The 23,034-nt window shown below is 39.3% G+C and carries 24 protein-coding genes and 1 other RNA gene; 22 read left to right on the forward strand and 3 right to left on the reverse strand.

The window, feature by feature from the left end:
- Positions 1-142 precede the first annotated feature (142 nt).
- The 12 genes from CQA63_RS04500 (at position 143) to CQA63_RS04545 (ending at position 9,880) form a co-directional block, all read left to right on the forward strand.
- Entirely contained in the window at positions 143-781 is a 639-nt protein-coding gene (locus tag CQA63_RS04500) for a superoxide dismutase (RefSeq protein WP_104700203.1), read from the forward strand.
- 111 nt (positions 782-892) lie between these two features.
- Positions 893-1,723: a carboxylating nicotinate-nucleotide diphosphorylase gene (gene nadC / locus CQA63_RS04505; RefSeq protein WP_104700204.1), complete on the forward strand. Its 831-nt coding sequence runs from the start codon at positions 893-895 to the stop codon at positions 1,721-1,723.
- 9 nt (positions 1,724-1,732) lie between these two features.
- On the forward strand, positions 1,733-2,674 hold the full coding sequence (locus CQA63_RS04510) for a thiamine-phosphate kinase (RefSeq protein WP_104700205.1): 942 nt from the start codon (positions 1,733-1,735) through the stop codon (positions 2,672-2,674).
- 38 nt (positions 2,675-2,712) lie between these two features.
- Complete coding sequence (locus CQA63_RS04515; RefSeq protein ID WP_104700206.1) at positions 2,713-3,420, forward strand: non-canonical purine NTP pyrophosphatase; 708 nt, start codon at positions 2,713-2,715, stop codon at positions 3,418-3,420.
- Positions 3,421-3,514: 94 nt separating this feature from the next.
- Complete coding sequence (locus CQA63_RS10380) at positions 3,515-4,174, forward strand: YiaD family glycine zipper/OmpA-like lipoprotein (RefSeq protein WP_104700207.1); 660 nt, start codon at positions 3,515-3,517, stop codon at positions 4,172-4,174.
- A gap of 51 nt (positions 4,175-4,225) precedes the next feature.
- Complete coding sequence (locus CQA63_RS04525; protein ID WP_104700208.1) at positions 4,226-6,031, forward strand: hypothetical protein; 1,806 nt, start codon at positions 4,226-4,228, stop codon at positions 6,029-6,031.
- A complete protein-coding gene (locus tag CQA63_RS04530) occupies positions 6,031-6,582 on the forward strand; it encodes a queuosine precursor transporter (protein ID WP_104700209.1) in 552 nt (183 codons plus the stop codon). The genes CQA63_RS04525 and CQA63_RS04530 overlap by 1 nt, the downstream gene beginning before the upstream one ends.
- A gap of 8 nt (positions 6,583-6,590) precedes the next feature.
- A complete protein-coding gene (locus CQA63_RS04535) occupies positions 6,591-7,376 on the forward strand; it encodes a phosphatidylserine decarboxylase (protein WP_104700210.1) in 786 nt (261 codons plus the stop codon).
- 63 nt (positions 7,377-7,439) lie between these two features.
- Positions 7,440-8,465: a quinolinate synthase NadA gene (nadA, locus tag CQA63_RS04540; protein ID WP_104700211.1), complete on the forward strand. Its 1,026-nt coding sequence runs from the start codon at positions 7,440-7,442 to the stop codon at positions 8,463-8,465.
- 81 nt (positions 8,466-8,546) lie between these two features.
- On the forward strand, positions 8,547-8,720 hold the full coding sequence (locus CQA63_RS09770; RefSeq protein ID WP_158655488.1) for a hypothetical protein: 174 nt from the start codon (positions 8,547-8,549) through the stop codon (positions 8,718-8,720).
- Positions 8,701-8,832: a hypothetical protein gene (locus tag CQA63_RS10385; RefSeq protein ID WP_267891928.1), complete on the forward strand. Its 132-nt coding sequence runs from the start codon at positions 8,701-8,703 to the stop codon at positions 8,830-8,832. The genes CQA63_RS09770 and CQA63_RS10385 overlap by 20 nt, the downstream gene beginning before the upstream one ends.
- A gap of 286 nt (positions 8,833-9,118) precedes the next feature.
- The gene (locus CQA63_RS04545) at positions 9,119-9,880 is read left to right on the forward strand and encodes a hypothetical protein (RefSeq protein WP_104700212.1); all 762 of its coding nucleotides are present in this window, start codon (positions 9,119-9,121) and stop codon (positions 9,878-9,880) included.
- Here the strand turns inward: CQA63_RS04545 and tsaD are convergent.
- Positions 9,877-10,971 (reverse strand): tRNA (adenosine(37)-N6)-threonylcarbamoyltransferase complex transferase subunit TsaD, encoded by a 1,095-nt coding sequence (gene tsaD, locus CQA63_RS04550; protein WP_104700213.1) that lies wholly within the window; start codon positions 10,969-10,971, stop codon positions 9,877-9,879. The genes CQA63_RS04545 and tsaD overlap by 4 nt on opposite strands.
- A 93-nt stretch (positions 10,972-11,064) precedes the next feature.
- Here tsaD and CQA63_RS04555 point away from each other — a divergent pair, with 93 nt between their 5' ends.
- Complete coding sequence (locus CQA63_RS04555) at positions 11,065-12,180, forward strand: agmatine deiminase family protein (protein WP_104700214.1); 1,116 nt, start codon at positions 11,065-11,067, stop codon at positions 12,178-12,180.
- A gap of 226 nt (positions 12,181-12,406) precedes the next feature.
- Here the strand turns inward: CQA63_RS04555 and CQA63_RS04560 are convergent, their stop codons facing one another.
- Positions 12,407-12,991, reverse strand: a complete 585-nt coding sequence (locus tag CQA63_RS04560; RefSeq protein WP_104700215.1) for a DJ-1 family glyoxalase III — start codon at positions 12,989-12,991, stop codon at positions 12,407-12,409.
- Between the two features lie 474 nt (positions 12,992-13,465).
- Here CQA63_RS04560 and CQA63_RS04565 point away from each other — a divergent pair, with 474 nt between their 5' ends.
- From CQA63_RS04565 to ssrA, 3 genes are all read left to right on the forward strand, one after another.
- Positions 13,466-14,548, forward strand: a complete 1,083-nt coding sequence (locus CQA63_RS04565; RefSeq protein ID WP_104700216.1) for a tyrosine-type recombinase/integrase — start codon at positions 13,466-13,468, stop codon at positions 14,546-14,548.
- Complete coding sequence (locus tag CQA63_RS04570; protein WP_104700217.1) at positions 14,545-15,081, forward strand: phosphatase PAP2 family protein; 537 nt, start codon at positions 14,545-14,547, stop codon at positions 15,079-15,081. The genes CQA63_RS04565 and CQA63_RS04570 overlap by 4 nt, the downstream gene beginning before the upstream one ends.
- Before the next feature lie 110 nt (positions 15,082-15,191).
- Positions 15,192-15,556, forward strand: a transfer-messenger RNA (tmRNA) gene (gene ssrA / locus CQA63_RS04575).
- A 45-nt stretch (positions 15,557-15,601) separates the two neighbouring features.
- On the opposite strand, the gene CQA63_RS04580 is transcribed toward ssrA, so the two are convergent.
- Positions 15,602-15,793 carry a hypothetical protein gene (locus tag CQA63_RS04580; protein WP_104700218.1) on the reverse strand — a complete coding sequence of 64 codons (192 nt, stop codon included), beginning with the start codon at positions 15,791-15,793 and terminating at the stop codon, positions 15,602-15,604.
- A gap of 133 nt (positions 15,794-15,926) precedes the next feature.
- Between CQA63_RS04580 and CQA63_RS04585 the strand changes: the two genes are divergently transcribed.
- From CQA63_RS04585 to cmoA, 6 genes are all read left to right on the forward strand, one after another.
- Positions 15,927-18,011, forward strand: a complete 2,085-nt coding sequence (locus CQA63_RS04585) for a TonB-dependent receptor plug domain-containing protein (protein ID WP_104700219.1) — start codon at positions 15,927-15,929, stop codon at positions 18,009-18,011.
- An 89-nt stretch (positions 18,012-18,100) separates the two neighbouring features.
- Positions 18,101-18,622 carry an inorganic diphosphatase gene (gene ppa, locus CQA63_RS04590; RefSeq protein ID WP_104700220.1) on the forward strand — a complete coding sequence of 174 codons (522 nt, stop codon included), beginning with the start codon at positions 18,101-18,103 and terminating at the stop codon, positions 18,620-18,622.
- Positions 18,623-18,656: 34 nt separating this feature from the next.
- Positions 18,657-20,081 carry an acetyl-CoA carboxylase subunit A gene (locus CQA63_RS04595; RefSeq protein ID WP_104700221.1) on the forward strand — a complete coding sequence of 475 codons (1,425 nt, stop codon included), beginning with the start codon at positions 18,657-18,659 and terminating at the stop codon, positions 20,079-20,081.
- A gap of 3 nt (positions 20,082-20,084) precedes the next feature.
- Positions 20,085-21,506, forward strand: coding sequence for an NAD(P)H-hydrate dehydratase (locus CQA63_RS04600; RefSeq protein WP_104700222.1), 1,422 nt, complete (start codon positions 20,085-20,087; stop codon positions 21,504-21,506).
- Positions 21,507-21,515: 9 nt separating this feature from the next.
- Positions 21,516-22,298 (forward strand): thiazole synthase, encoded by a 783-nt coding sequence (locus CQA63_RS04605; protein WP_104700223.1) that lies wholly within the window; start codon positions 21,516-21,518, stop codon positions 22,296-22,298.
- A gap of 20 nt (positions 22,299-22,318) precedes the next feature.
- Positions 22,319-23,032 (forward strand): carboxy-S-adenosyl-L-methionine synthase CmoA, encoded by a 714-nt coding sequence (cmoA, locus tag CQA63_RS04610; protein WP_104700246.1) that lies wholly within the window; start codon positions 22,319-22,321, stop codon positions 23,030-23,032.
- Positions 23,033-23,034 lie beyond the last annotated feature (2 nt).

A 23,034-nucleotide genomic window follows, 5' to 3' on the forward strand; every position in this document is an offset into this window, starting at 1 on the left:
CATTAAAAAATATCACTTATAATGTTTCCACTTTTGATTAAGAAAAACTTAACTTTAGCCTCCTATACCTCAAAGTAGATAAGTGATTTCTAACTTCAAAAGCAACATTTCAAAACAACATTTAAGGAATAAGGAGAAGTCAATGTTTGAATTACGCAAATTGCCTTATGGCACAAATGAGTTTGGGAGCTTTATAAGTGAAGAGACATTTTCATATCACTATGGCAAACATCATCAAACTTATGTCAATAATCTCAATAATCTCATTAAAAACACGGAGTTTGAGAATGCAACACTTGCTGATATTATCACTCAAGCAAGCGGAGGGCTTTTCAACAACGCCGCACAAGTATATAATCACGATTTTTATTGGGATTGCATAAGCCCTAAGGCAAGTCAATTAAGCGCAGAGCTAAGTGCTGCAATTAATGCTGAATTTGGCTCATTAGAATCTTTTAAGGAAGCATTCCTTTCTTCAAGCACCACGCTTTTTGGCTCAGGCTGGAATTGGCTTGTGTATAACCCTAAAAGCAAAAAGCTTGAAATTGTCCAAACAAGCAATGCTGCTACACCTTTAAGTGAAGCTAAAGTGCCACTTTTAGTGGTAGATGTATGGGAACACGCATATTATATAGACCATAGAAATGCTCGCCCTGCATATTTAGAGGGCTTTTGGAAGCACATCAACTGGGCATTTGTATCATCTGCGTATGAATGGGCGCTTAAAGAGGGCTTTGAATCTGCAAAATTCTATATTAATGAGCTTCACGCCCGCAAATAACTCCATTGCAGCACTCCTAAGGCTTTAGAGGTTTGGGGGAGTGTTGCGTTTTTATGCTATTATCACTCTTTTTCCACATTTATTTACCTAGCTTATTATCAAAGGCAAGTTATGAGCGAACATTCTATTGTATCTTTTATCACGCAGGCTATTTGTGAGGATTTGGGCAGGGGAGATATGTATGCGCTTTGTGCTAAAACCCAGCACGTTAAGGCATATATTGTAGCCAAGCAAGATGGAATCTTCTCAGGAGAAGTGTATCTCAAGGCATTAATGGAATATTTCGCACTTCAATATAGCTCCCCATACACAGACGGAGTAGCTTTTGCTAAAGGGGCGCATTTATGCCATATAGAGGGCGATTATATTAAGATTCTCCAATGTGAGCGCGTGCTATTAAATATTTTAGCCCATAGTAGCGGTATAGCCACACTCACGCATAGCTATGTCCAAGCGATAAAAGATATACCCATTAAGCTCCTTGATACACGTAAAACTCGCCCACTTTTGCGCGAACTTGAGAAATACTCCATTCGTAATGGCGGAGGCTCTAATCATCGCTTTGGACTTGATAGTATGCTTATGCTAAAAGATACACATTTAGCCTACGTAGATGATTTAGAGGGCATAATTAGCACTGCTAGAGAGAGATTGCCATTTATGTGCCCTATTGAAGTAGAGTGCGAGAGTTTTGAATCTGCCAAAAAGGCAATGAAAGCGGGAGCTAATGCGATTATGTGCGATAATATGAGCGTTTGTGAGATAAAAGAAGTAGTGAAGTATCGTAATGCTTATGCACCTCATATTATCCTAGAAGCCAGTGGGAATATTACCCTCCAAAATATAAGAGAATACGCTCTAAGTGGTGTGAATGCCATAAGCATAGGCGCGCTTATACACCAAGCCCAGTGGATTGATTTAAGCTTAAAAATGCAAGGCTAAAGGCAAGAAGTGCAACATTTTGATAGAGAATCGTTTTTCCTCTCTTGTCTTAAAAAGCAGCAAGTTACAAAGGGTATTGGCGATGATTGCTGCATTATAGATATGCAAGATTCTCCGCCAAAGCACACGCATATAGCCCACATCAAATCAGCAAACCTTAAATCCCTTGTTGTAGGTATGGATAGCTTTTGTGAGGGGGTGCATTTTTTAAAAGATTGGTTTAGTCCATACGAGCTGGCTACAAAGGCATTTTTAGTGAATTATTCTGATATTATCGCTATGAATGCCACGCCTCTATATGCCACTCTAAGTATTGGCTTGCCCAAATATTGGCTTAAGGGTGATATTGCAGCTTTTACACAAGCAATTGGGGACTTCTGCCGTGCTTATAAAATACATCTCATCGGTGGAGATACGATAAAGTCATCATCGCTGCAAATTCATATTACACTTTTTGCTAAGCCCCATAAACACACACTTTATCGCGACAAGATTCCAACAAATAGCTTGCTATGCTACACTTGTGATACATATCCTAAATATACTATCACTCGTAGCTATAAAGTGCTAAAAATGCTACTAGCTCCTGCAAATAAGGGGAAACTACGGGCAAGTGGGCGGTTTTTAGCCCCAAGCATTAGGGCAAAGTTTATACGCGAATGCGCGCCTTTTTTGAAAGGCGGTATGGATATATCAGATGGCATTTTAAGCGATACCTTGCAGCTTTGCAAGCTTAATCACCTTTATTTTAAGCCATATAAGAGCTTTTTTAGTGCGCACACAAGGTCCCTACTGCAAAGTGGAGAATCATATGAAATGCTCCTTTCACTCCTACCAAAGGATCTAAGGAGGCTAAAAATGAGGGCAGCACGTTATAGAATCCGCATACAAACACTCGGGGTTTTTACAAGAATTACACATAAATTACCCCCACCTAGATTTTGGCATTAAGCCCATAACACTATAAAATCTCTTTAAAAAGGAATGCAATGACTATCATACTTGCCACAGGTAATAAACATAAAATCCAAGAATTTCAATCCATGCTGGAAGGTAAGGAGGGTAAGGGCACAAAAGTATATGCCTACAATGATTTTATAGAATCTTTTCATATCTATGAGCATGGCAAAGATTTTAGAGAAAATGCTGTTTTAAAGCTTCAAGCTATTTATCAAGCCCTCTATAAGAGATATTCACAACAACCTCACACTTTGCTGCAAGCCCCCATTGCCTTACTTGCTGAAGATAGTGGATTATGTGTTCAGGCTCTCAATGGAGAGCCGGGCATATATAGTGCGCGATATGCACACTATAAGCATTTTGTCTCTACTGCTCAAAACAGCACCGATAAACAAAATTTACAATGCTTGATAGAGCAGATGAAGCACATTTCACCCAATATGCCAACTCCGGCGTTTTTTATAGCTCATATTGCCCTTATCGTGGTGCAACATCTACCTTTACCACCTCTAAAGCAATGCCAAATCGAACATTTTGAGGGTATATTACATGGTGAAGTGATTGATGAAGCAAGGGGTGAAAAGGGCTTTGGCTATGACCCGATTTTTATTCCTAATGAAAATAATCCGCTTAGAAAGACTTTAGCAGAGTTTGAGCCAAGTGCTAAAAATGCTATATCTCATCGTAAAAAAGCCTTATATGAATGTTGCAAAAGCTTATTTCAAAAGTTTATTTGATAGAGAATAAAGCATAAATCAATAATATTAAGCTAAAAACAATTTCTTTTCATATACAATGCGGGCTTTAAATTTCAACTTTAAAGGATTTGGTATGGTAAAACTTCAACGTATTTCTCTCGTAGTTTGTGGTGCGCTCCTTATGGCAGCTTGTACAACAAACCCTTACACAGGAGAATCACAAATTAGTAAAACTGCTATTGGTGCGCTTGGTACAGCGGCAGTAGGTGCAGGCGTTGGCGCATTGGTCAATAAAAAAGACAGAGCCAAAGGTGCTGCTATTGGTGCGGGTGTTGGTGCATTAGCAGGTGGTGCGGTAGGTGCTTATATGGACGTGCAAGATAAAAAACTCCGCGAAGAGCTCCAAGGCACAGGTGTGAGCGTTACTAAAAATGGCAATGAAATTATCCTTAATATGCCCGGTGATATTACCTTTAAAACCGGTAGCGCAAGCTTGAGTGCTGATTTTTATGCGGTGCTTAATTCTGTAGCAAAAGTGCTCAATAATTATGAAAAAACTATTGTAACGGTTGTAGGTTATACTGATAACACAGGTTCTGATAAAACCAATCTTAGCCTTTCTCAACAACGAGCCAACACGGTAGCTACTTACCTTAAAAATCAAAAGGTTAAATCTGAACGTTTTGTGATTGAAGGGCTTGGCTCAAGCAATCCTATTGCTTCTAATACAACTGCAGAGGGTAGGGCGAAAAACCGCCGTGTAGAAATCTCTCTTACTGCGATTACACAATAACGCATTAGCCTCCATTATGAAGGAGGCTAAATCTTACTAGAATCTCCCATAATGAAAGTATTTTTCCCTCCTTTTTTGTTTATTGCTAGCATTCTTAGTATTATCTCTATAGGCTTTTATCCACATTTGAGTTTTTTATTATATTTTGCTTTCTTTGCACTCTATGGGGTGCTTTGGCTCTATACCTATGATATTTTAAAAATCAAAAAACAAGCCACTATCAAAGCTTACTATAAGCAAGATTCGCTTCTTTATCGCTATTTTGGGCATTTCTTCCTTGCTAAAGTGCTAAGCTGCTTGCTTGCCTTTACTGGAAGTGTGTCATTATTTTTTATGCTGATATTTCCTAGCGGGAGTGAGATTCTTATATTTTGCCTGCTTGTGCCTTGCAGCATATATGGGCTTAAGTTTGTGTATATGATATGCTCTGCTAATCTTAGCCCTGACTTTGCCCCCACACTTGCTAAAAAATACACTGCCATTTTATGCGCTATCTTAGCGGTGATAGCTGCATTTATGCTTCATGCCCTATCCCCATCTGTGATAGAATCTACAGATATACAATCTCATTTTGACTTCCTTACGCGAAGTTACCATATCGCACAAATGCCCTCCACACTCTGGAGAGAGCTCTTTGGCTTTATGTTATTAAAAAAGGCTTTGCTAGATATGCTTTATTTCAATGTAGCAGATACATATTTGCATATCGCCCTTGATATGCTCTTTGCCTGTGGGTATTTCGCCTGCTTTGTGAGCTTTTCACTTTTGTGTATAGGGAGTTTAAGGCTTAGCAAAAAGCCACAAAAAGCACAAACTTCTGCTACACAAACAAACCTTACACAATCCCGCGCTTTTAGGCAGTTTTTTGCTATGGTGTTTTTCCTTATTTTTATATACATTGCCTTTAATATTAGTATCCATTTGCAGCCTTTAGCAAAGACTCAAGCCCTCCCGCAATTACTAAGCAAGCAGCTTTTAGATGACAATAAGCAATATATTCAAATCAGTATGCAAGGGGTGCAAAGCTTTATACGCACAAATGACTTACCCTCACTTGAGCAGAAACTCAAAGCAAATCTTAATGACTTCCAAGCACAACTTAATGCAGAAGTAAGTAAAACCATAGAGCAATACTTAGAGCAAAAAGAACGCATTATAGAGAAATATTCAGAGTGGTATTTTAGTGTGCGAGGGGAATATACAAGGCTTTTTTATGCTGCTATTGGCAAAGGAGAGGATATAGCTCAAGAGCAATTTATCTTTTTGCTTAAAGCCTATACACCATATGATTTGCAAGAGCGCCTTAATAGCCTCTATGATAAACACTTTAATATGCTTAAAACACGTTTTGAACAAAGTTTTGGATTTTTTATCACACAAAAGGAGCCAAATAGCGCATATATTTCTAAGGTTATTTCATTTGATGATGTTGGGGAGCAACTTGATGTACTTAATCCCCGCTTTAGTGATGGCATAGCCGCGCTTTTGGGGGCGAGTGTAGTAGGGGTTATGGTGCTTAAAGCCTCAGGTAAAGCCCTTGCGAAAACAAGCACAAAAATTATTGGTAAAAGTGTGGCTAAAAAGAGTTTAGGCGGTGCAATAGGGGCGAGTGGTTCGCTTTTATGCGGGAGTTTTGCGCCATTATGTGCTATCGGGTTTTTTGTAGCAAGTGATTATGCGATTAATAGCGTTGATGAAGCGCTAAATGAGGAAGAATTTAAGCAAAAAATGCGCGAGGGCTTTGAGGTATGGGAAATTCAGCTAAAAAACAGGCTGATTAGTTATAATGCACAACTCTCATCACAAATTTTAGAGAATCTAAATCTTTCTCACAGCAGCCACTCAAAGGAGCAATAATGAAGAAAATGAACACTTGGGTATTTATCACTTCAGCCTTGCTTTTTGCTTGTATTGTTGTCTTGGCAAACTACACTGTGCAATTTCATATTTTCAACTCACCGCTTACTTATGGGGCATTGACTTATCCTCTAAGCTTTTTGCTTATGGATGTATTAAGCGAGAAATACTCTAAAACACAGGTATTAAAGACTTTATGGCTTGGGCTATTCCTTGCTTTTATCCCCTCACTTCTCCTAAGCGAAGTGCGCATAGCTATAGCGAGTGTGAGTGCGTTTTTTATCTCTCAAAATCTTGATGTACATATCTTTTTCTATCTTAAGAGCAAATTTCCTGCCCTTTGGTGGCTACGTAATAATGCAAGCACCATTGCCTCACAATTTGTAGATACGATGGTTTTCTTTCATATTGCGTTTTTGTTTATTTTGCCTTGGGAGCAAGTGATAGCTATGGTTTTTGCAGATTTTGTGATTAAGGTATTCTTAGCCCTTTGTGATACGCCATTTTTCTACGCACTTGCTATACATAAAGGTAAGTTCCACCTTAAATAGGAGTAATAATGTATCTCTCAAACAAACTCTCGCGTCTTTTTGGCAAATTTGCTTCTTATGAATTTTTCTACCCATTGCAATGCCTTATCAATATGACTTATGTCAAAATTTTTAAGATTAATTTAAGTGAATTTGCTCCCGCTTCATCTTATAAATCCCTTAATGCGCTTTTTACACGGGCATTATGTGTAAATCGCCCTATTAATCCTAATCCTATCGTGCTTATCTCTCCTTGTGATTCTCTCATTACGCAGCTAGGCAAAAGCAGTGAGGGAAATGCCTTGCAAATCAAAGGTATGGAATATAACATAGAGGAGCTTTTAGGGCAGAAGTTAGATAGGGAGCTTTATTATATTAACTTCTATCTTTCGCCAAAGGATTATCACCGCTATCACGCCCCATGCGATATGGAAATCCATGAAGTGCGCTATTTTGGCGGAGAGCTCCTCCCTGTAAATCTGCCATCGCTAAAGAAAAATAGCAATCTTTTTATTAGAAATGAACGTGTGGTTATATTTGCTAAAACTGCTAGTAATAAACATATCTATTTTGTCGCTGTAGGCGCACTTAATGTGGGGAGTATGGTTATGCACTTTGAGCCTAAAATCCAAACGAATGCCAAAATGCACAATATAAATTATACCTATAGCACGCCTATTCAAATCAATAAGGGAGAGGAGCTAGGTATGTTTAAAATGGGCTCAACAATCGTGCTTTTTATGGAGCAGATGATACCTGATATTAAAATCAATCAAAAAGTGAAATTTGCACAAGATATAGGTACATATAGCTAATTTAAGAGGAGTTTAAGGAGATAAAGCTTAAAGCAAGAGCAGATTCTATAAAGAAGGAAAGATATGTCAGCAACTACACCAAATCCACTCACTATTGAAATCAAAGGTTTATTAAACAAACTTAATGCCCTCTTAGTCGCACATTATTATCAAAAAGATGAAATCGTAGCCTTAGCAGATTTATGCGGGGATAGCCTAGAGTTATCGCGTAAAGCCTCGATGAGCCCAAAGGAGCTTATTGTATTTTGCGGGGTGGCTTTTATGGGGCAGAGTGTGAAAGTACTTGCTCCACAAAAGCGCGTTATTATGCCTCGCTTAGCTTGTTGCTCTATGGCAAGAATGATAGATAGTGATTATTATGATGAGAGCATTGCTACCTTGCAATCTTATGGTATAGATAAAGAGCAGATATTTCCTATTACTTATATTAATTCAAATGCCGATGTCAAGGCAAAAGTCGCTCAAATGGGTGGGCTTGTATGCACAAGTGCGAATGCGCAGAAAATCTTTGAATACGCACTTCAAAAGGGGAAAAAGATATTTTTTCTCCCTGATAGGTGCTTAGGTGAGAATCTTGCCCGATCAGGGCAGAAAAGTGCTGCCTTACTTGGGAGAGATAGCAAGGAGCAGATAGTCAATGCTGATGTGATTTGCTATGATGGATTCTGCTCTGTTCATCAGCTTTTTACACCTGAAGATGTGAGATTCTATCGTGGGAGGTTTCCGGATATTAAAATCGTAGTGCATCCTGAATGCGACCCAAATGTCGTAGAAATGGCAGATTTTGTAGGCTCCACAAGTCAAATCATCACTTATGTGCAGAGCCTCCCCTTAGAGCAGAGGGTAGCGGTGGGCACGGAATTTAATCTCGTAAATCGCCTCCGCCCTAAACTCAATGGAGTGCAAACTACATTTGTGCTAAGTGCAAGCAAACCCCAATGCCCCACAATGAATGAGACAACCCTAGAAGATGTCCGCGATGTGCTCTTAGCCTATGAGGATAATAAGCCTATTAATGAAATATTTTTAGACCAAAATACCCAAAAATGGGCAAAAATCGCCCTTGATAGAATGCTTGAACTCTCTTAAGATGCACAAACTCTTCAACACTTATAGAGTGGGCTTACCCTATTGCAAGGTAATTTTATCTTATGGGTTGGACTTGTTGTCATGTCTAAAGCCTGCATAGCAGGCGAAGAATCTCTTTTAGCGACTAGTGATTCTTGCAGAGATGTTTGGGCTTCGCCTCAACATGATAAACTAACAGCATTTACTCCTAATCCAAAAAGAAATGCTTCACAGAAAGCCCACAGCAATTCTTCGCTTGATTCTCAAAGCCACTAGACAATCCCAATCCTCTTGTCATTCTGAGGGAGGGCAGAGCCCGACCGAAGAATCTCTAAAGGAATCACAATTCAAATCACTAGTCGCCAAAAGAGACTTTTCAGCTTTTTAAAGCCTAAGACTTGACAACTTAAGAAGTTTCTAGGCAATCTCTTAGAAATTCACCATTCCTTACGAAAAATACTAAAAATAACCACTTTAGAAATGTAACTTTTTTACCATTTTTTAATAAAAGTAAATATTTTTAATACTTTCAACTTGATATTTTTAGGAATTATTACTAATAATAAAAGTGTCCTTAGATTTAAGGCTAAACGAATTTTTCATATACTCTCTAGAGGGCTGGTGGTGATACCACTAGCCTTTCTAGGCTTTAAATATAGCTAAAGGAGGTTGCTATGTTTTTGTCAAAATTACTCTTTCCCTTAGGGTTATTAGGCGTCTTCGCTAGCTCACTTTTGGCTTTAGAATGTGCTCCAAATGATAATTGCAAATATTTCCGCATAGGCGTTGGTGGGGCTTATCATGGGCTTAGTTCTAAAGATTCTCAAAATGCAGATATAAGTAGCATAGGGGGCTATCTTTCATTTAGCGCAAGAGGTGTTTTGAAATCCCGCCTTGCCTCTGAACTGGGAGGGAAAATAGGGCTAGGGAGTGCTCAAAGCAAGGGAGATACTTTTAGCCAAGATATATATGCTAAAAATACCCTTTCTATATTTAATGACTTTTACTTTAAGCTAGGGCTTAATATCGCTACTAGCAATGTGCCTTTATTTATTAATGCCATTTATGGTTGGGATAATTTCTCTACCAATACCAAAAGCAAAGGGATAGGCTTATCTCGTAGTTTTATCGGGGGAGAGTTAGATGGATACTTGCCTACCAATAAGGCGAGGATAGAGTATCTTGTGGGGTATTATTATTTCCTTAGTGGGAATTATGTCTTTGCAAATACCAATACAAGCTCAAAAATCGCTGGCTCAAATTATATGTTTAAGGCAAGTTTAGGCTATGCCGCAGACATTACTCCACAAGTTGGCTACTATATAAAGCTTATTGGCAAGTATGAGAATATGTCTCAATCAAGGCAAGTAGAGAACTTTAGCTACCCTTCTAGCACCAATATAGTAGGAATGCTAGAAGTTGGAATTGAGCTCTAAGGTATGCTACTAAAATCACTCTCTAAACTTCGAGGCGAGATATTTGCCTCATCAAGTGGAGTGAAGTCGCCTCTTTTATAATGCTCTATTGCCGCTATACCTATCATAGCGGCATTATCAGAGCAAAATTCCAGCCCCGAAGTAAGTAATTGCTTATCATACATCTTGCATAAACTCTCTACCTGTGAGCGTAAATAGAGATTTGCACTTGCTCCGCCCACAATCGCAAAATACCTCAAATCTTGCGCCTCCCTCATTTGAAAAAAGCACTTGAGTTTGCGCACGATATGCTCACATGCGCTCTTTTGGAATCCCGCGCAAATACTCCCTATATCTTTAGAGTGAAGTGGCTTAGGAAAAGCTTGGATAGCAAGCCTTACTGCATTTTTTAACCCAGAGAAGCTAAAGGCTAATTCTTGGTTATGCAAAAGTGGCACAGGGAAGCTATGTGGGGGAGTTTGCGGATATGTAAGGCTAAAGTCTTTAGCATAAGATTCTACCTTAGGACCTCCGGGGTAGCCTAAGCCTAAATATTTCGCCACTTTATCAAAACTCTCTCCAAAGCTATCATCAAGACTTTGAGCTAAAATGCTTATATCATTTGCCCCTCGCATAAGAAGTATCTGCGTATGCCCGCCTGAAACGAGTAAAACTCCTAAGGGTAGGGTAGCATTAAGGCAAGATTCTAAACAATCTCTATGTGTTGAACAATTCTGCGCAAGAGTTTTAATAAAAAGTGAATAAATATGCCCCTTAAGGTGATTGATACAAATAAGCGGGACTTGCAGGCTAAGACAAAGAGCCTTTGCCATCATTAAACCCTCAATAAGCGTTACGCTTAAACCCGGACGTGTCGTTACCGCAACCGCCTTAATGGGCGATAAATCATCATCTAAGAACGTTTTTAGCCTTTGTAGAATCTGTGGAAGCCTCTGGCAATGCAGCCTTGAAGCAATTTCTGGCACTACCCCTCCATAATTGCTATGTTCTTTATCTTGAGAGATTTTAATATGATACACAAGAGCTGCACTATTAATGTCTGTAAGGGCGATTGAGCTATCATCACAGCTTGATTCTATGCTTAAAATCATTTTTTGCCTTATGGAATATTTCGTACTCAGTAATCAAATGCTATTATACACATACATAACATACACAAGTCAAATTCACAAAAGGACTTCCATATGGAACATACGCATTTAAGGGCAGAGTGGGAGAGGCAAATTGCTATTTTTATGGCATTTCCGCATGCAAATAGCGACTGGGTAGAGTATATTAATGAGGCACGTGCTTGCTTTATTCGCATAATCGAGCATATTTTATGCTTTGAATCTGTTATTTTATGCGTAGATACTGATGATGAGGAGGGCTTTAGGTTACTTTGTGAATACTTTAAGCCACAAGGGGAGCCATCTCCTCTACAAGAATATATCAATACCCATATCAACCCCCATATCCCTAAACATAGCATTGCTAAGCCCTATCTTAGCTCTTTGGCTCAAAGCTCCCCTTATGCGCTACATATCATCAGAGTAGGCACAAATGACACTTGGGCTAGGGATTTTGGCGGGATTGGCATTAGCAAAGCAGGGGAGAGTAAGATGATTGATTTTATCTTTAATGGTTGGGGGCTCAAATACCCTGCAAATAAAGATAATCAAATCACAAGGAATGTATTTAAACAAGAGCATTTAATCCAAGCGGATATGGTGCTTGAGGGAGGGAGCATAGAGAGTAATGGCGCAGGAGTGCTGCTAACAAACACTCAATGCCTCTTAACCCCTAATCGCAACCCACATCTCACGCTCCAAGATATAGAATCTAAGCTCAAAGCCTATTTTGGCTTAAAGCAAGTGCTGTGGCTACATCATGGCTATTTAGCTGGAGATGACACAGATAGCCATATCGATACATTGGCGCGCTTTATTTCAAAAGATAGTATTGCTTATATTCAATGTGAGGATAGAGATGATGAGCATTTTATAGAGTTAGCAAAAATGCAAGAAGAGCTAAAAGCCCTAAGACAGCCTAATGGCAAGCCATATAATCTTATCCCCTTGCCCTTTACTCGCGCTATTTATGACCTAAATAAACAGCGGCTTCCAGCAAGCTATGCGAATTTTCTTTTTCTCAATAATGCTTTGCTTGTGCCCACTTATGATGACCCAAATGATACAAAAGCACTGGAGATTCTAAAAAATGCCCTGCCAACGCATAAAGTGCTAGGCGTACCTTGCTTAGAGCTTATACTCTGGCATGGGAGTTTGCATTGCATAACTATGCAGCTTTATGAAGCATAACCACTAACAATGAGCCATTGCTAAGAAATATATCATAAAATAAGCATTGTAAAATGTGAGATACTTTATATCATCAGTGTAATGGATAATGCGACAATCAATAACAACCAGCAGGAGATAGAGTAGATTGATATTAATATCACTTAAGCACCCCTTATCTAAAAGTACTCAACAAAGAGTGGCTTAAGTCATTTGGAAACGATTTCTAAAAGATTCTAACAACAGATTAACCCAAATCTTGCAAATATGTTTTCAAACTTGGCATTTGAAGCTGCTCATAAAGGATTTTAGCATTTTCTTCTCCGCATAACTCTTTCACAAGGCTTAAGGCAAACACACTCGCAGTAGCAGGACCCATAGAGGTAATGACTTTGCCATTTTTGACAACTGCTTTTGAGATTCTCTTTTTACCCTGCATGTTGATTTGCTCTTCGCAACTTGGATAACATGTAAAATCGCCTTCAAGCACTCCAGCCTTATCGAGCACAATAGGAGAGGCACAAATAGCAGCTATGAGCTTTTGAGACTGCTTAAAGGTATGAAGCCAAAGTTTGACAAGCTCATTATTAGCTAGATTACACATGCCATCATACCCTCCAGCCAAAGCAATAGCATCAAAATCTTCCATTTCAAGCTCTGGCAAGGTGCTATCTGCTTCAATCACTATATGATGAGCCCCAAGCACGCGTTTATGGGAATCCAAGCTTGCCATTACCACGCGGAGTTCAGCCCTGCGCAAAATATCTACTATACTTACAAGCTCTATCTCCTCAAAACCCTTAGCAAGCGGCACTAAGACACTTTTAACCATATCCACTCCTTCAATAAAATGCAAAATATATATGTGAAGATTCTATAAAATATCTCTAAACTAGAGGGGAGAGTAAAATAAAAATTACTCTTAGAATGAGAATATGTAGAGATTTTTCACCCCTAAAATTCCCTAAAATCAACGCTGGTAGATAGCTAAGTTTGTCAGCTTCAGCCCTTTTTGTCATATCCTAGCTTTGAGAATCAAGCGAAGAATTGCTGTGGGCTTTCTATGAAGCATTTCTTTTTGGATTAGGAGTAAATGCTGTACAAGATTCTTCTTTGCTTCTGGTCATAAGTAAGCTTGAGTAGGGCAAGATTCAAATTAAATTGAAAAGTATAGTTTTCATAACTAAAATATTGTATAATTTCAAAGGTGTTTGAAGTCAAGGTTTCTGTAGTGATTCTATTAGTTTGTTATGTCTTTAGCGAAACCGAAGAATTTTCTATAGCTTCAAAGCAAGGAGAAAATAATATGAAATACCCCCTATCTTGCACCAATGACTTTGCAAGCGATCTTTTATTTTGGATTACAAGATTTGTGCGCTACAAGCTCACAACTCTAAGCAATCACCAAGTAAATGATAAAGAAAAGATACTGCAAGCCATTAATACCCTAAGCAACAATGAAATAGATTCCATAAATCAACTAGAGAGGCTCTGCAAAGATGCGAGAAAGGCAGGCTTAATAGGCATAAATACCTACTCCACTCCGCTTATCAAGCTCTATCACTTCCTTATACAAAGTAAAATCCGCACTATGGAAGCCATTGATGAGGAGACATTGAGCGATTTTCTTAGTGTGGAGACAAGCACGCTCTCAAATGCAAGTAAAAGAAACTATCGTATCGCTCTTATCGCGCTTTTTGGCTATATTGATAAGCAAAATGAAAGTGAAGGCAAATCGCATGTGTATGATATTAACCTTAAAATTAGCGCATTGCAGGGTAAAAGCGGGCAGAAGCTCCCCGCATTTTTAGACCAAAATGAACTTGAAACTTTCCTGCATGCCATTGATACAACAGAGCTTAGCCCCAAAGTCGCTGCACGCAATAAGCTTATTATTAAGCTCATTGTTTATACAGGCATACGAGTAAGCGAGGCTATTCATCTTCGCTATAAAGATATATTACCCAACAAAGATTGCTATCTTTTGCAGATTCGAGGTAAGGGTAACAAACCGCGAGTCGTGATGATACGTAAAAATCATATACAAAATCTCCTTGATGTATGGCTAGCCCAGCGCCTAAGCTTAGCCCCAAAGTATGATTTACTCTTCTGCAATGCAAAGGGAGAGGCACTCACACAAAGCTATATCTACAAAAATGTAGAAAATATCCTCCTTCAAGCAGGTATTCGTAAAGAAAAAAATGGTGCGCATATTTTGAGGCATTCTTTTGCCACTTTGCTCTATCAAAAAAAGCATGACTTAATTATGGTACAAGAAGCGTTAGGGCATTCAAACCTCAATACCAGTCGCATTTATACGCATTTTGATAAAGAGCGACTCCGTGAAGTCGTAAATGTTATGGATAATCTAGCAGAGGATAAAATATGAGAAAATTACCCTATATGATACTAATCGCCCTACTCGCTGTTTGCCTCTGGTTTTATGATGTGCAACTCTATGGCGATGTCTTTCGCCTTATGCTTATCCCTCTTGGCTTGTATTGGCTTTTTACAAAGCAGCTGCTTTGCTTGAAATATTTTATTTGTGTGAGTGTGATTATCTTAGGCATAGCCTTTGGTTGTAAGCTGGCTTTTGTGTATATCGCAAGCCATTATGGCAGCCTAGAATGGGCGCAACATATCATAGAAATTGCTAAACGACCCATTAATGGTGAATTTAGAGGATTCCCTAGCGGACATAGCAGTGCAGCATTTGCTGCTTGTGCGCTTATGTGGCGCTTTTTAGGCAGGGAATGGGGCATATTTAGCTTAATTTTAGCCATTTTTGTAGGCTATTCACGCATTCTTAGCCAATGGCATACCCCAACGCAAGTAATTGCTGGGGCTATGCTCGGATTTGTGGGGAGTTTTATCGTTATGCTGATACTTGATTACATTGACAAAAGGTATAAAAAAGATTAGAATCTGTGCCCTTAAAGATTATGCTTTAAGGGTGTTTTAAATGCTTTAGGGGCTTTTATTATGTGATGTGGCTTGAGTTAATGAAGCTGCTTTAATAAAGCTGAACTTGCGGGGCTGACTTGGCTTTCGACAGGAGTGAAGAGGCTTAAGTGCATGTGAGCTAGCAAGCTCTCAAACTGCTACTAAATTTAAACGCAAACAATTCAAATTACGCTCCAGCTTACGCAAAAGTCGCGTAAGTTTATCGCTTTTTGGAGCCGGATATGGTATTTCCCTCTAGCAGAAAGCCTTATCTGTCATTCACCGCTAGATGCTCTTTTGCCCAAGCCGAAGGCAAAAGAAAAGAATAGGCTGCTTGTGGGCATTATCTTGGGGTATTGGATAACCACAAAAAGACATCAATACCTACTAAACATGTAGATTCTTAAGAAGCTCTCATTTTTGGACTGGGGTTCAACTCCCCACAGCTCCACCATTGCCTTATATTACTCTATTCTTTTTATATGCTTTTATTTACTATTTAATGGATTTGTGCAGCCTTGCGGATTCTATATGCTTTTGAACGGCATGCATTTGAGCAAGTTTTGGCACTTTTGCTTCCTATAAATGGCTTATGGCATACTTCACAATCTTTTTTTGCTTTATCTAAACTTCTCAAAAGTGAGACCACTTCACTATGTGAAAGTGCATGTTTGCAATAAGGACATTCCATATTCACTCCTTTAAATAAATTCATTGATTTAAAAGCAACATTCTATCACATCTTAGAAAGTGTATTGCTACATTTTATAAAATGTGATAGAATCTGCATTTTCTTTTAGACTAAATTCACATAAAGGTTTGTTATGCAAAACACTCACACGCTCTTTACCCCACTCTATGCTTTTACGCTTAGCTCAATACTTGCAAGCTCTCTTTTAGCCCAAGAGAAACACGATGAGAAGCGCAATGATGGGCACGATACAGCCAAACTCTCCCCGCTTATTTCCCTAGCCCACCCCATAAGTAATGCCAATATCAGCATAATAGATGATACATTTATCGCTAATACTCAAGCCTATAATTTAAGTGAAATCTTTAATAAAAGTGCGGAGATTCAAGTTGGCGGGGGTGCACAAATCGCCCAAAAGCTCTATGTTAGGGGCTTTGAAGATAGAATGTTTAATGTGAGATTGGATGGCATTGCTCAAAATGGCAATCTCTTTCATCATCAGGGTAATTTAATACTTGATTCATTTCTTATCAAAAATATAGAGATACAAAAGGGCTTAGGGAGTGTAGAAAATGGCGCAGGGGCTATCGCTGGAGGTATTAACATCACCACAAAAAATGCCTTTGATATGCTGCAAAATGCTAACACTTATGGAGCACATTTAGCCCTAGGGGGGCAGAGCAATAGGGGTGTGGATACCTCACTTGCAGCCTATACTCTCCTTAGGGAAAATCTTGGCTTGCTCGCAGGATATAGCTTTGAAAATATTCCTTATTACAATGCAGGTAACGCAGAGAGAGTGCCCTCTTCAGAATCTAAAACACATAATGCCACCTTTAAGCTTACCTACCTCCCTGCACATAATCACAGCATAAATGTAAATTATCATTTTAACCATATTGATTCTATAGCACCATATGGGGCAAATGTCATTCTCTCCCCAAATCCCGCACTTTTTCAAAATACACTCAATGCCCATAATGCGAGTGTGCAATATGAATATATACAAAATGAACATTTTCAGCTCACTTGGAATAACTACTTCTCTCATAAATCCCTTAGCCTCTCACCTACAGATACGCTTACAGCCATTAGCGATGAGGAGGGGGCTATGGATTTAAGCCTTCTAAATCTTGGAAGCGATTTAGGTTTTAGGCATTATTTTGGTGACTCACATCATTATTTCAAATATGGCTTAAACTACCAACTTATGCACACCAAAGCTCATAATCTCACAGACCATAGCCTTGAGCATGGTAATCTCGGGCGTGAGCTGGGCTCAATTTATGGAGGATATATAGGGGCTAGCTTTAATGTGCTAGATTCTCTAAGTTTAGATATAGGCTCGCGTTATGATTACTTCGTGTATGTTGATAAATTTGATAGCACTCATCACACACAAGGCTTTAGTCCCTATATCTCACTCCTTTATACGCCTAGTAATGACCTTAGCTTTAAATTTACTCATAATTACAATACACGTGGAGCCATGCCTCTTGATGCCTCTTTGCTCTCTAATTCCCATGCTTATATTGCTACACTCAAAGCAGAGGGTATGTATAACACCGAGTTTAATGCAGATTATGATAATGGCTTTTTTAGCGCGCATGCAAGCTTGTATTATCAACATCTCAAACATTTTATCAATAGCTACACAAATGACGCCACAGAGCATAACCATAGCATAACTGATGGGCATGAGCATGAGGATATGTATAGGCAAAATATGCCTAGAGCTGTGCAGATTCTAGGATATGAGGCAAATATAGGCTTGGATTTTAGCTTTTTTGATGTGCATATAGGCATTGCCCAAAGCCTCCCTAAATATGCTAACCACCTCATAACAGATACTTTTGAGCTTGGTGCAATCAGTGGGAGGAGCTATTATGCAAGCATAGGTATGCGCCCCTTTAATGCCCTGCCACAATTGCAGATTCTCTATATAGGTCGCTATGTGGAGGGTATAGACTATCAAGGCTACAATATGTACTACAATGCTATAGAATCTGTTAATAAAAAGGGCTATGATATACACAATCTCTATTTGACTTATGACCTAAAATCTTTCCTTAGCTTCCGTTTAGCATTTTTAAATATCACTAATAGAACTTATGTTAATCCCTATAGCCCTGCAAAAGAGCTATTTTCAAGAGAAAGTGGAAGTGCGCTTTATGAGCCGGGCTTTAACACAAAGGCACAAATTGTATTTTTCTTTTAAGACAATAGGAATTTTGGTATAATCGCCCCCTATACATAAAAGCAAAATGCAAACAAAGCAGATGTAAAGTAAAATGTAAAGGAGCAGTAATGAATCTAGCCAAAGTACCCGTAGGTGAAAATCCAAATAAAGTCAATGTCATTATTGAGATTCCATATGGTTCAAATATCAAATACGAAGTTGATAAAGAAAGTGGCTTGGTTGTCGTAGATAGGGTGATGTATGGTGCTATGTTTTATCCCGCTAATTATGGCTTCGTGCCTAATACACTTGCAGATGATGGTGATCCTGTTGATGTGCTTGTGTTAAATCCCTATCCACTTCAAGCAGGAAGTATGATTACCTCTAGGCTCATTGGAGTATTAATTATGGAAGATGAAAGCGGAATGGATGAGAAGCTCCTTTCCTTGCCTATCTCTAAAATCGATCCCTCATTTGATAAGATTCAATCCTTAGAAGACTTGCCACAAATTACACTTGATAGAATCAAAAATTTCTTTGAAACCTACAAGACTTTAGAGCCAAACAAATGGGTAAAAGTTAAAGAATATAAAGACAAGCAATGCGCCCAAGAAATTTTAGAAAAATCCATAAAAGCCTATAAACACTAACCATAATTCCACAAAATTCCACAAAGGAGGCATTATGTTTCATAAAATTCTGATTGCCAATCGTGGTGAAATTGCGGTGCGCATTATCCGTGCTTGCAGAGATTTGCATATTAAAAGCGTAGCAATATATGCAAGGGCTGATAGAGACTGCCTCCATGTCAAAATGGCTGATGAATCTTATGAAATCAGCGATGACCCCCTTAAAGGCTATCTTGATGCGGATTTGATTATCGAAACGGCTCTACATGCCCAAGTTGATGCTATTCACCCCGGCTATGGGTTTTTGAGTGAAAATGCCACCTTTGCCAAAAAGGTAGAAGAAGCGGGCATTACATGGATAGGTCCAGATGCCCTAACCATTGCTAAAATGGGGGATAAAAATGCCGCTAGAGAAATTATGCAAAAAAATGGAATCCCCATAGTCCCGGGCACAAAACCGCTCAATGAATACTCTACTCGAGAAATAGCTAAATTTGCTCAAAAAATCGGCTATCCTATCATTCTCAAAGCAAGTAGTGGTGGCGGGGGAAGAGGCATACGCGTAGTAGAGAAAGAAGAGGATTTGCTAGAATCTTTTAATGCCTGCAAACGCGAGGCAATGGCGTTTTTTAAAAATGATGATGTATTTATGGAAAAATATGTGCTTAATCCTAGACATATTGAATTTCAGATTCTTGCAGATAATTATGGAAATGTCATTCACCTCCTAGAGCGTGACTGCTCTATCCAAAGACGTCATCAAAAGCTTATAGAAATCGCCCCTAGCCCCTTAATTAGTGATGACTTACGTCGCAGAATGGGAGCTACTGCCGTAGCTGCAGCTAAAGCCGCAGGCTATACCAATGCCGGCACCGTTGAATTCTTGCTTGATGACAACAATAACTTTTATTTTATGGAAATGAATACACGCATACAAGTAGAGCATGGCGTTACAGAAGAGATTACAGGCTATGACCTCATAGGGAGGCAGATTCGTATAGCACAAGGGGAAATCCTAGATTTAACGCAACATGACATACACGCACAGGGCTTTGCCATTGAAGCGCGGATTAATGCTGAAGATGTAGCAAATGACTTTGTGCCAAATCCGGGTAAAATTACCACTTATTACCCTGCACTTGGACCTTTTGTACGTGTAGATAGCTGCATTTATAAAGACTATGTGATACCTCCATTTTATGATTCTATGGTAGCTAAGCTTATTGTTCGGGCTTCAAGTTACAATCTCGCTGTGAATAAACTCGCACGCGCATTAAGTGAATTCACCATTAAAGGCGTGAAAACAACGATCCCTTTCCTTATAAATATTTGCAATGATAAGGACTTTAGAAGGGGGCATTTTGATACCTCTTATATAGAGAGTAAATTAGAGCAGCTTATGCCTACACCCCAATCTAAACCCGAAGATGATATTGTAAGTGTTATTGTAGCCGCCTTAAGTGCGCGTTATGGGGCATAAAGTATGAAAAATGTCTATCAAAGCACTACCTTTTTAGATAAAAGAGCAAGGGAAAAATACCATCTAAGTAGCGAAATCCTTATGGAAAATGCCGCCGCCTCTTTAGAGTATCTCATTAGTAGCCTCACACATAAAGGCAGTGTTGTTACCATTTTATGCGGAGGCGGCGATAATGGCGGTGATGGCTATAGCCTTGCTAGGCGACTAAGCGGAGATTATCATGTGCGCGTTATGCAGCTTAAAGAGCCTAAAACCACCCTCTGTAAGCAAACTTATGAACAAGCCCGCGAATGTGATATTAAATTTATTAAAAAAATTCTGCCCTGTGATGTAGTAGTAGATTGTGTGGTAGGCAGCGGCTTAAAAGGGCAACTAGAGAAGGCTTTGAGTGATACATTGGCTCTAGCTCAAAATGCAGCGCGTATTCACATTGCTTGTGATATTCCTAGTGGGCTTAGCGAGTATAATGAGGGCTTTGTGTTTAAGGCTCATCATACACTTTGTATGGGGGCTATTCAACTTGCATGTCTAAGCGATAGGGCAAAGGATTTTGTAGGCAAACTCCATGTAGGCAAACTTGGCTTAAGTCCAAAATGCTATGAAATACATTCCAATATAAAAATGCTTGAAGATACAGACCTCTCTCTCCCCTTGCGTTTGAAGCAAAACACACATAAAGGCGATTATGGGCATTTAGCAATTTTTAGCGGTGAGAAATCTGGGGCAAGTATCATAAGCGCGCAGAGTGCCCTGCATTTTGGAGCTGGGCTAGTAAGTCTTATTACAAAAGAGCCCCTAAGCCATATACCATTTGAGATTATGCAAGAGCATAATTTACCCCCAAAAAGCACTGCCATTGCCCTTGGAATGGGGCTAGGTGTGCAACAAGCTGCGCAAAGTTTAGAATCTTTATGTGAAAGCACTCTGCCTTGTGTGCTTGATGCTGATGTGTTTCATACCCCTGTGATAAAAACTTTCCTTGAGGAAAGCCTCAAACAACAACGACTAGACTTCACAAGAGAAATTGTGCTAACCCCCCATCCTAAAGAATTTGCTTCATTACTTCAGCTCTGCGATTTGGGTGAATATTCTGCAAATAAACGCTTAGATTGTATGCTTGCATTTACGCAAAAATACCCCCACACGACACTTTTGCTTAAAGGAGCAAATGTATTTATAGCAAAGGGTGAGCGTGTATATATCAACCCTTTAGGGAATAATGCACTTGCAAAAGGTGGGAGTGGCGATGTGCTATCAGGTCTCATAGGCGCGCTTTTAGCACAAGGCTATGACGCCTTGTGCGCGGCTATACAAGGCTCACTTGCCCATACACTCGCGGGCAAAGTTGCACTCAAGTCTCGTGCCTCTTATGCGCTAACTCCCCTTACACTTATCAAATCGCTTCAAAACTTACATACTCTATAAGGAAATACAATGAATGATATTTTACATATTGGCTCATATAGCTTTAACTCCCGTCTCATCGTAGGAAGCGGTAAATACAAAGATTTTAGCGCCACCAAAGAAGCAACGCTCGCAAGCGGAGCGGAAATTATCACCGTTGCCATAAGGCGTGTGAATATTATGGATAATAAAAGTGAAAATTTGCTTGAAGTCTTTAAAGATACTCACATTCAATTTCTGCCTAATTCTGCTGGTTGTGTGAATGCCAAAGAAGCTATCACGCTTTTTCGCTTAATGAGGGAAGCTACAAATATTAACTTCATTAAGCTTGAAATTATCGGTGATACGCAAAAAACGCTCTACCCTGACATTATAGAAACACTCAAAGCGACAGAAATACTTGCCAAAGAGGGCTTTTGTGTCTTAAGCTATACCAATGATGACCCCATTATGGCAAAGCGACTAGAAGATGCGGGGGCAAGCGCGGTAATGCCCCTTGCAGCACCCATTGGAAGCGGACTTGGGATACAGAATCGCTATAATATTACCTTTATCAAAGAAGCCATTAAAGTACCCCTTATTGTTGATGCGGGAGTGGGCTGTGCAAGTGACGCAAGCATAGCTATGGAATTAGGGGCTGATGCGGTTTTAACAAACACTGCCATAGCCCTTGCCGATAACCCTACTCTTATGGCAGAAGCTATGAAATATGCGATAAAAGCTGGCAGACTTTGCTATCTCGCTGGGCGCATACCAGCCAAGCCCTATGCAAGTGCGAGCTCTCCTATTGAAGGCAAAGCCAAGCTTGTATAAGCAAGATTAGTTTAGCAATGATGAAAGATAAAATCTTCACCCAAGAGCCCTATAAACAATTTGAATTTGATGAGCAAGTAGCAAGTGTTTTTGATGATATGCTTGAGCGCTCTATTCCGCATTATAGGGAGGTTTTGGGGCTTATTGTGGATTTTTGTGCAATAAATATAAAGGGCGCAGAGAATGTGCGTATATATGATTTAGGGAGTTCCACAGGCACGACACTCCTAGCCCTCCATGAAGTTATGCCTAGCTCAAGCATACTTATAGGGATTGATAATTCTCAAGCAATGCTTCAAAAAGCTGCTCTAAAAGCCAAAGCGTATGGAGCAAACATTGAGTTTTTATGTGAGGATATACTCAGATGTAAGCTCTTGCCATCAGATATTATTATTGCAAATTATATGCTTCAATTTATCCGCCCTATGCAGCGCTATGCTCTCCTAGAAAAGATATATAATGCCCTCAAGCCAAATGGCGTATTTTTTTTGAGTGAGAAAATGACTTCCCCGCATAGAATCCTCGATAAGCAAATGATAGAGCGATATTTACACTATAAAAGAGAGCAAGGCTATAGCCAAAGTGAAATTAGTAAAAAGCGCGAAGCCCTAGAGAATGTGCTTATCCCCTTTAGCCTTGATGAAAATATTGCTATGCTTAAAGATGTGGGTTTTAGCGGGGTTGAAGTACTCTTTAAATGGGTGAATTTTGGTACTATTATCGCTAAAAAGTAATG

The organism is Helicobacter marmotae (genome assembly GCF_003364255.1).
GTDB lineage: Bacteria > Campylobacterota > Campylobacteria > Campylobacterales > Helicobacteraceae > Helicobacter_C > Helicobacter_C marmotae.

Bases quoted from the DNA above. Each gene is read 5' to 3' on its own strand.
- CQA63_RS04500 (WP_104700203.1), top strand. From the start codon at position 143: ATGTTTGAATTACGCAAATTGCCTTATGGCACAAATGAGTTTGGGAGC.
- nadC (WP_104700204.1), top strand. From the start codon at position 893: ATGAGCGAACATTCTATTGTATCTTTTATCACGCAGGCTATTTGTGAG.
- CQA63_RS04515 (WP_104700206.1), top strand. From the start codon at position 2,713: ATGACTATCATACTTGCCACAGGTAATAAACATAAAATCCAAGAATTT.
- CQA63_RS10380 (WP_104700207.1), top strand. From the start codon at position 3,515: ATGGTAAAACTTCAACGTATTTCTCTCGTAGTTTGTGGTGCGCTCCTT.
- CQA63_RS04525 (WP_104700208.1), top strand. From the start codon at position 4,226: ATGAAAGTATTTTTCCCTCCTTTTTTGTTTATTGCTAGCATTCTTAGT.
- CQA63_RS04530 (WP_104700209.1), top strand. From the start codon at position 6,031: ATGAAGAAAATGAACACTTGGGTATTTATCACTTCAGCCTTGCTTTTT.
- CQA63_RS04535 (WP_104700210.1), top strand. From the start codon at position 6,591: ATGTATCTCTCAAACAAACTCTCGCGTCTTTTTGGCAAATTTGCTTCT.
- nadA (WP_104700211.1), top strand. From the start codon at position 7,440: ATGTCAGCAACTACACCAAATCCACTCACTATTGAAATCAAAGGTTTA.
- CQA63_RS09770 (WP_158655488.1), top strand. From the start codon at position 8,547: ATGTCTAAAGCCTGCATAGCAGGCGAAGAATCTCTTTTAGCGACTAGT.
- CQA63_RS04545 (WP_104700212.1), top strand. From the start codon at position 9,119: ATGTTTTTGTCAAAATTACTCTTTCCCTTAGGGTTATTAGGCGTCTTC.
- tsaD (WP_104700213.1), bottom strand. From the start codon at position 10,971: ATGATTTTAAGCATAGAATCAAGCTGTGATGATAGCTCAATCGCCCTT.
- CQA63_RS04555 (WP_104700214.1), top strand. From the start codon at position 11,065: ATGGAACATACGCATTTAAGGGCAGAGTGGGAGAGGCAAATTGCTATT.
- CQA63_RS04560 (WP_104700215.1), bottom strand. From the start codon at position 12,991: ATGGTTAAAAGTGTCTTAGTGCCGCTTGCTAAGGGTTTTGAGGAGATA.
- CQA63_RS04565 (WP_104700216.1), top strand. From the start codon at position 13,466: ATGAAATACCCCCTATCTTGCACCAATGACTTTGCAAGCGATCTTTTA.
- CQA63_RS04570 (WP_104700217.1), top strand. From the start codon at position 14,545: ATGAGAAAATTACCCTATATGATACTAATCGCCCTACTCGCTGTTTGC.
- CQA63_RS04580 (WP_104700218.1), bottom strand. From the start codon at position 15,793: ATGGAATGTCCTTATTGCAAACATGCACTTTCACATAGTGAAGTGGTC.
- CQA63_RS04585 (WP_104700219.1), top strand. From the start codon at position 15,927: ATGCAAAACACTCACACGCTCTTTACCCCACTCTATGCTTTTACGCTT.
- ppa (WP_104700220.1), top strand. From the start codon at position 18,101: ATGAATCTAGCCAAAGTACCCGTAGGTGAAAATCCAAATAAAGTCAAT.
- CQA63_RS04595 (WP_104700221.1), top strand. From the start codon at position 18,657: ATGTTTCATAAAATTCTGATTGCCAATCGTGGTGAAATTGCGGTGCGC.
- CQA63_RS04600 (WP_104700222.1), top strand. From the start codon at position 20,085: ATGAAAAATGTCTATCAAAGCACTACCTTTTTAGATAAAAGAGCAAGG.
- CQA63_RS04605 (WP_104700223.1), top strand. From the start codon at position 21,516: ATGAATGATATTTTACATATTGGCTCATATAGCTTTAACTCCCGTCTC.
- cmoA (WP_104700246.1), top strand. From the start codon at position 22,319: ATGAAAGATAAAATCTTCACCCAAGAGCCCTATAAACAATTTGAATTT.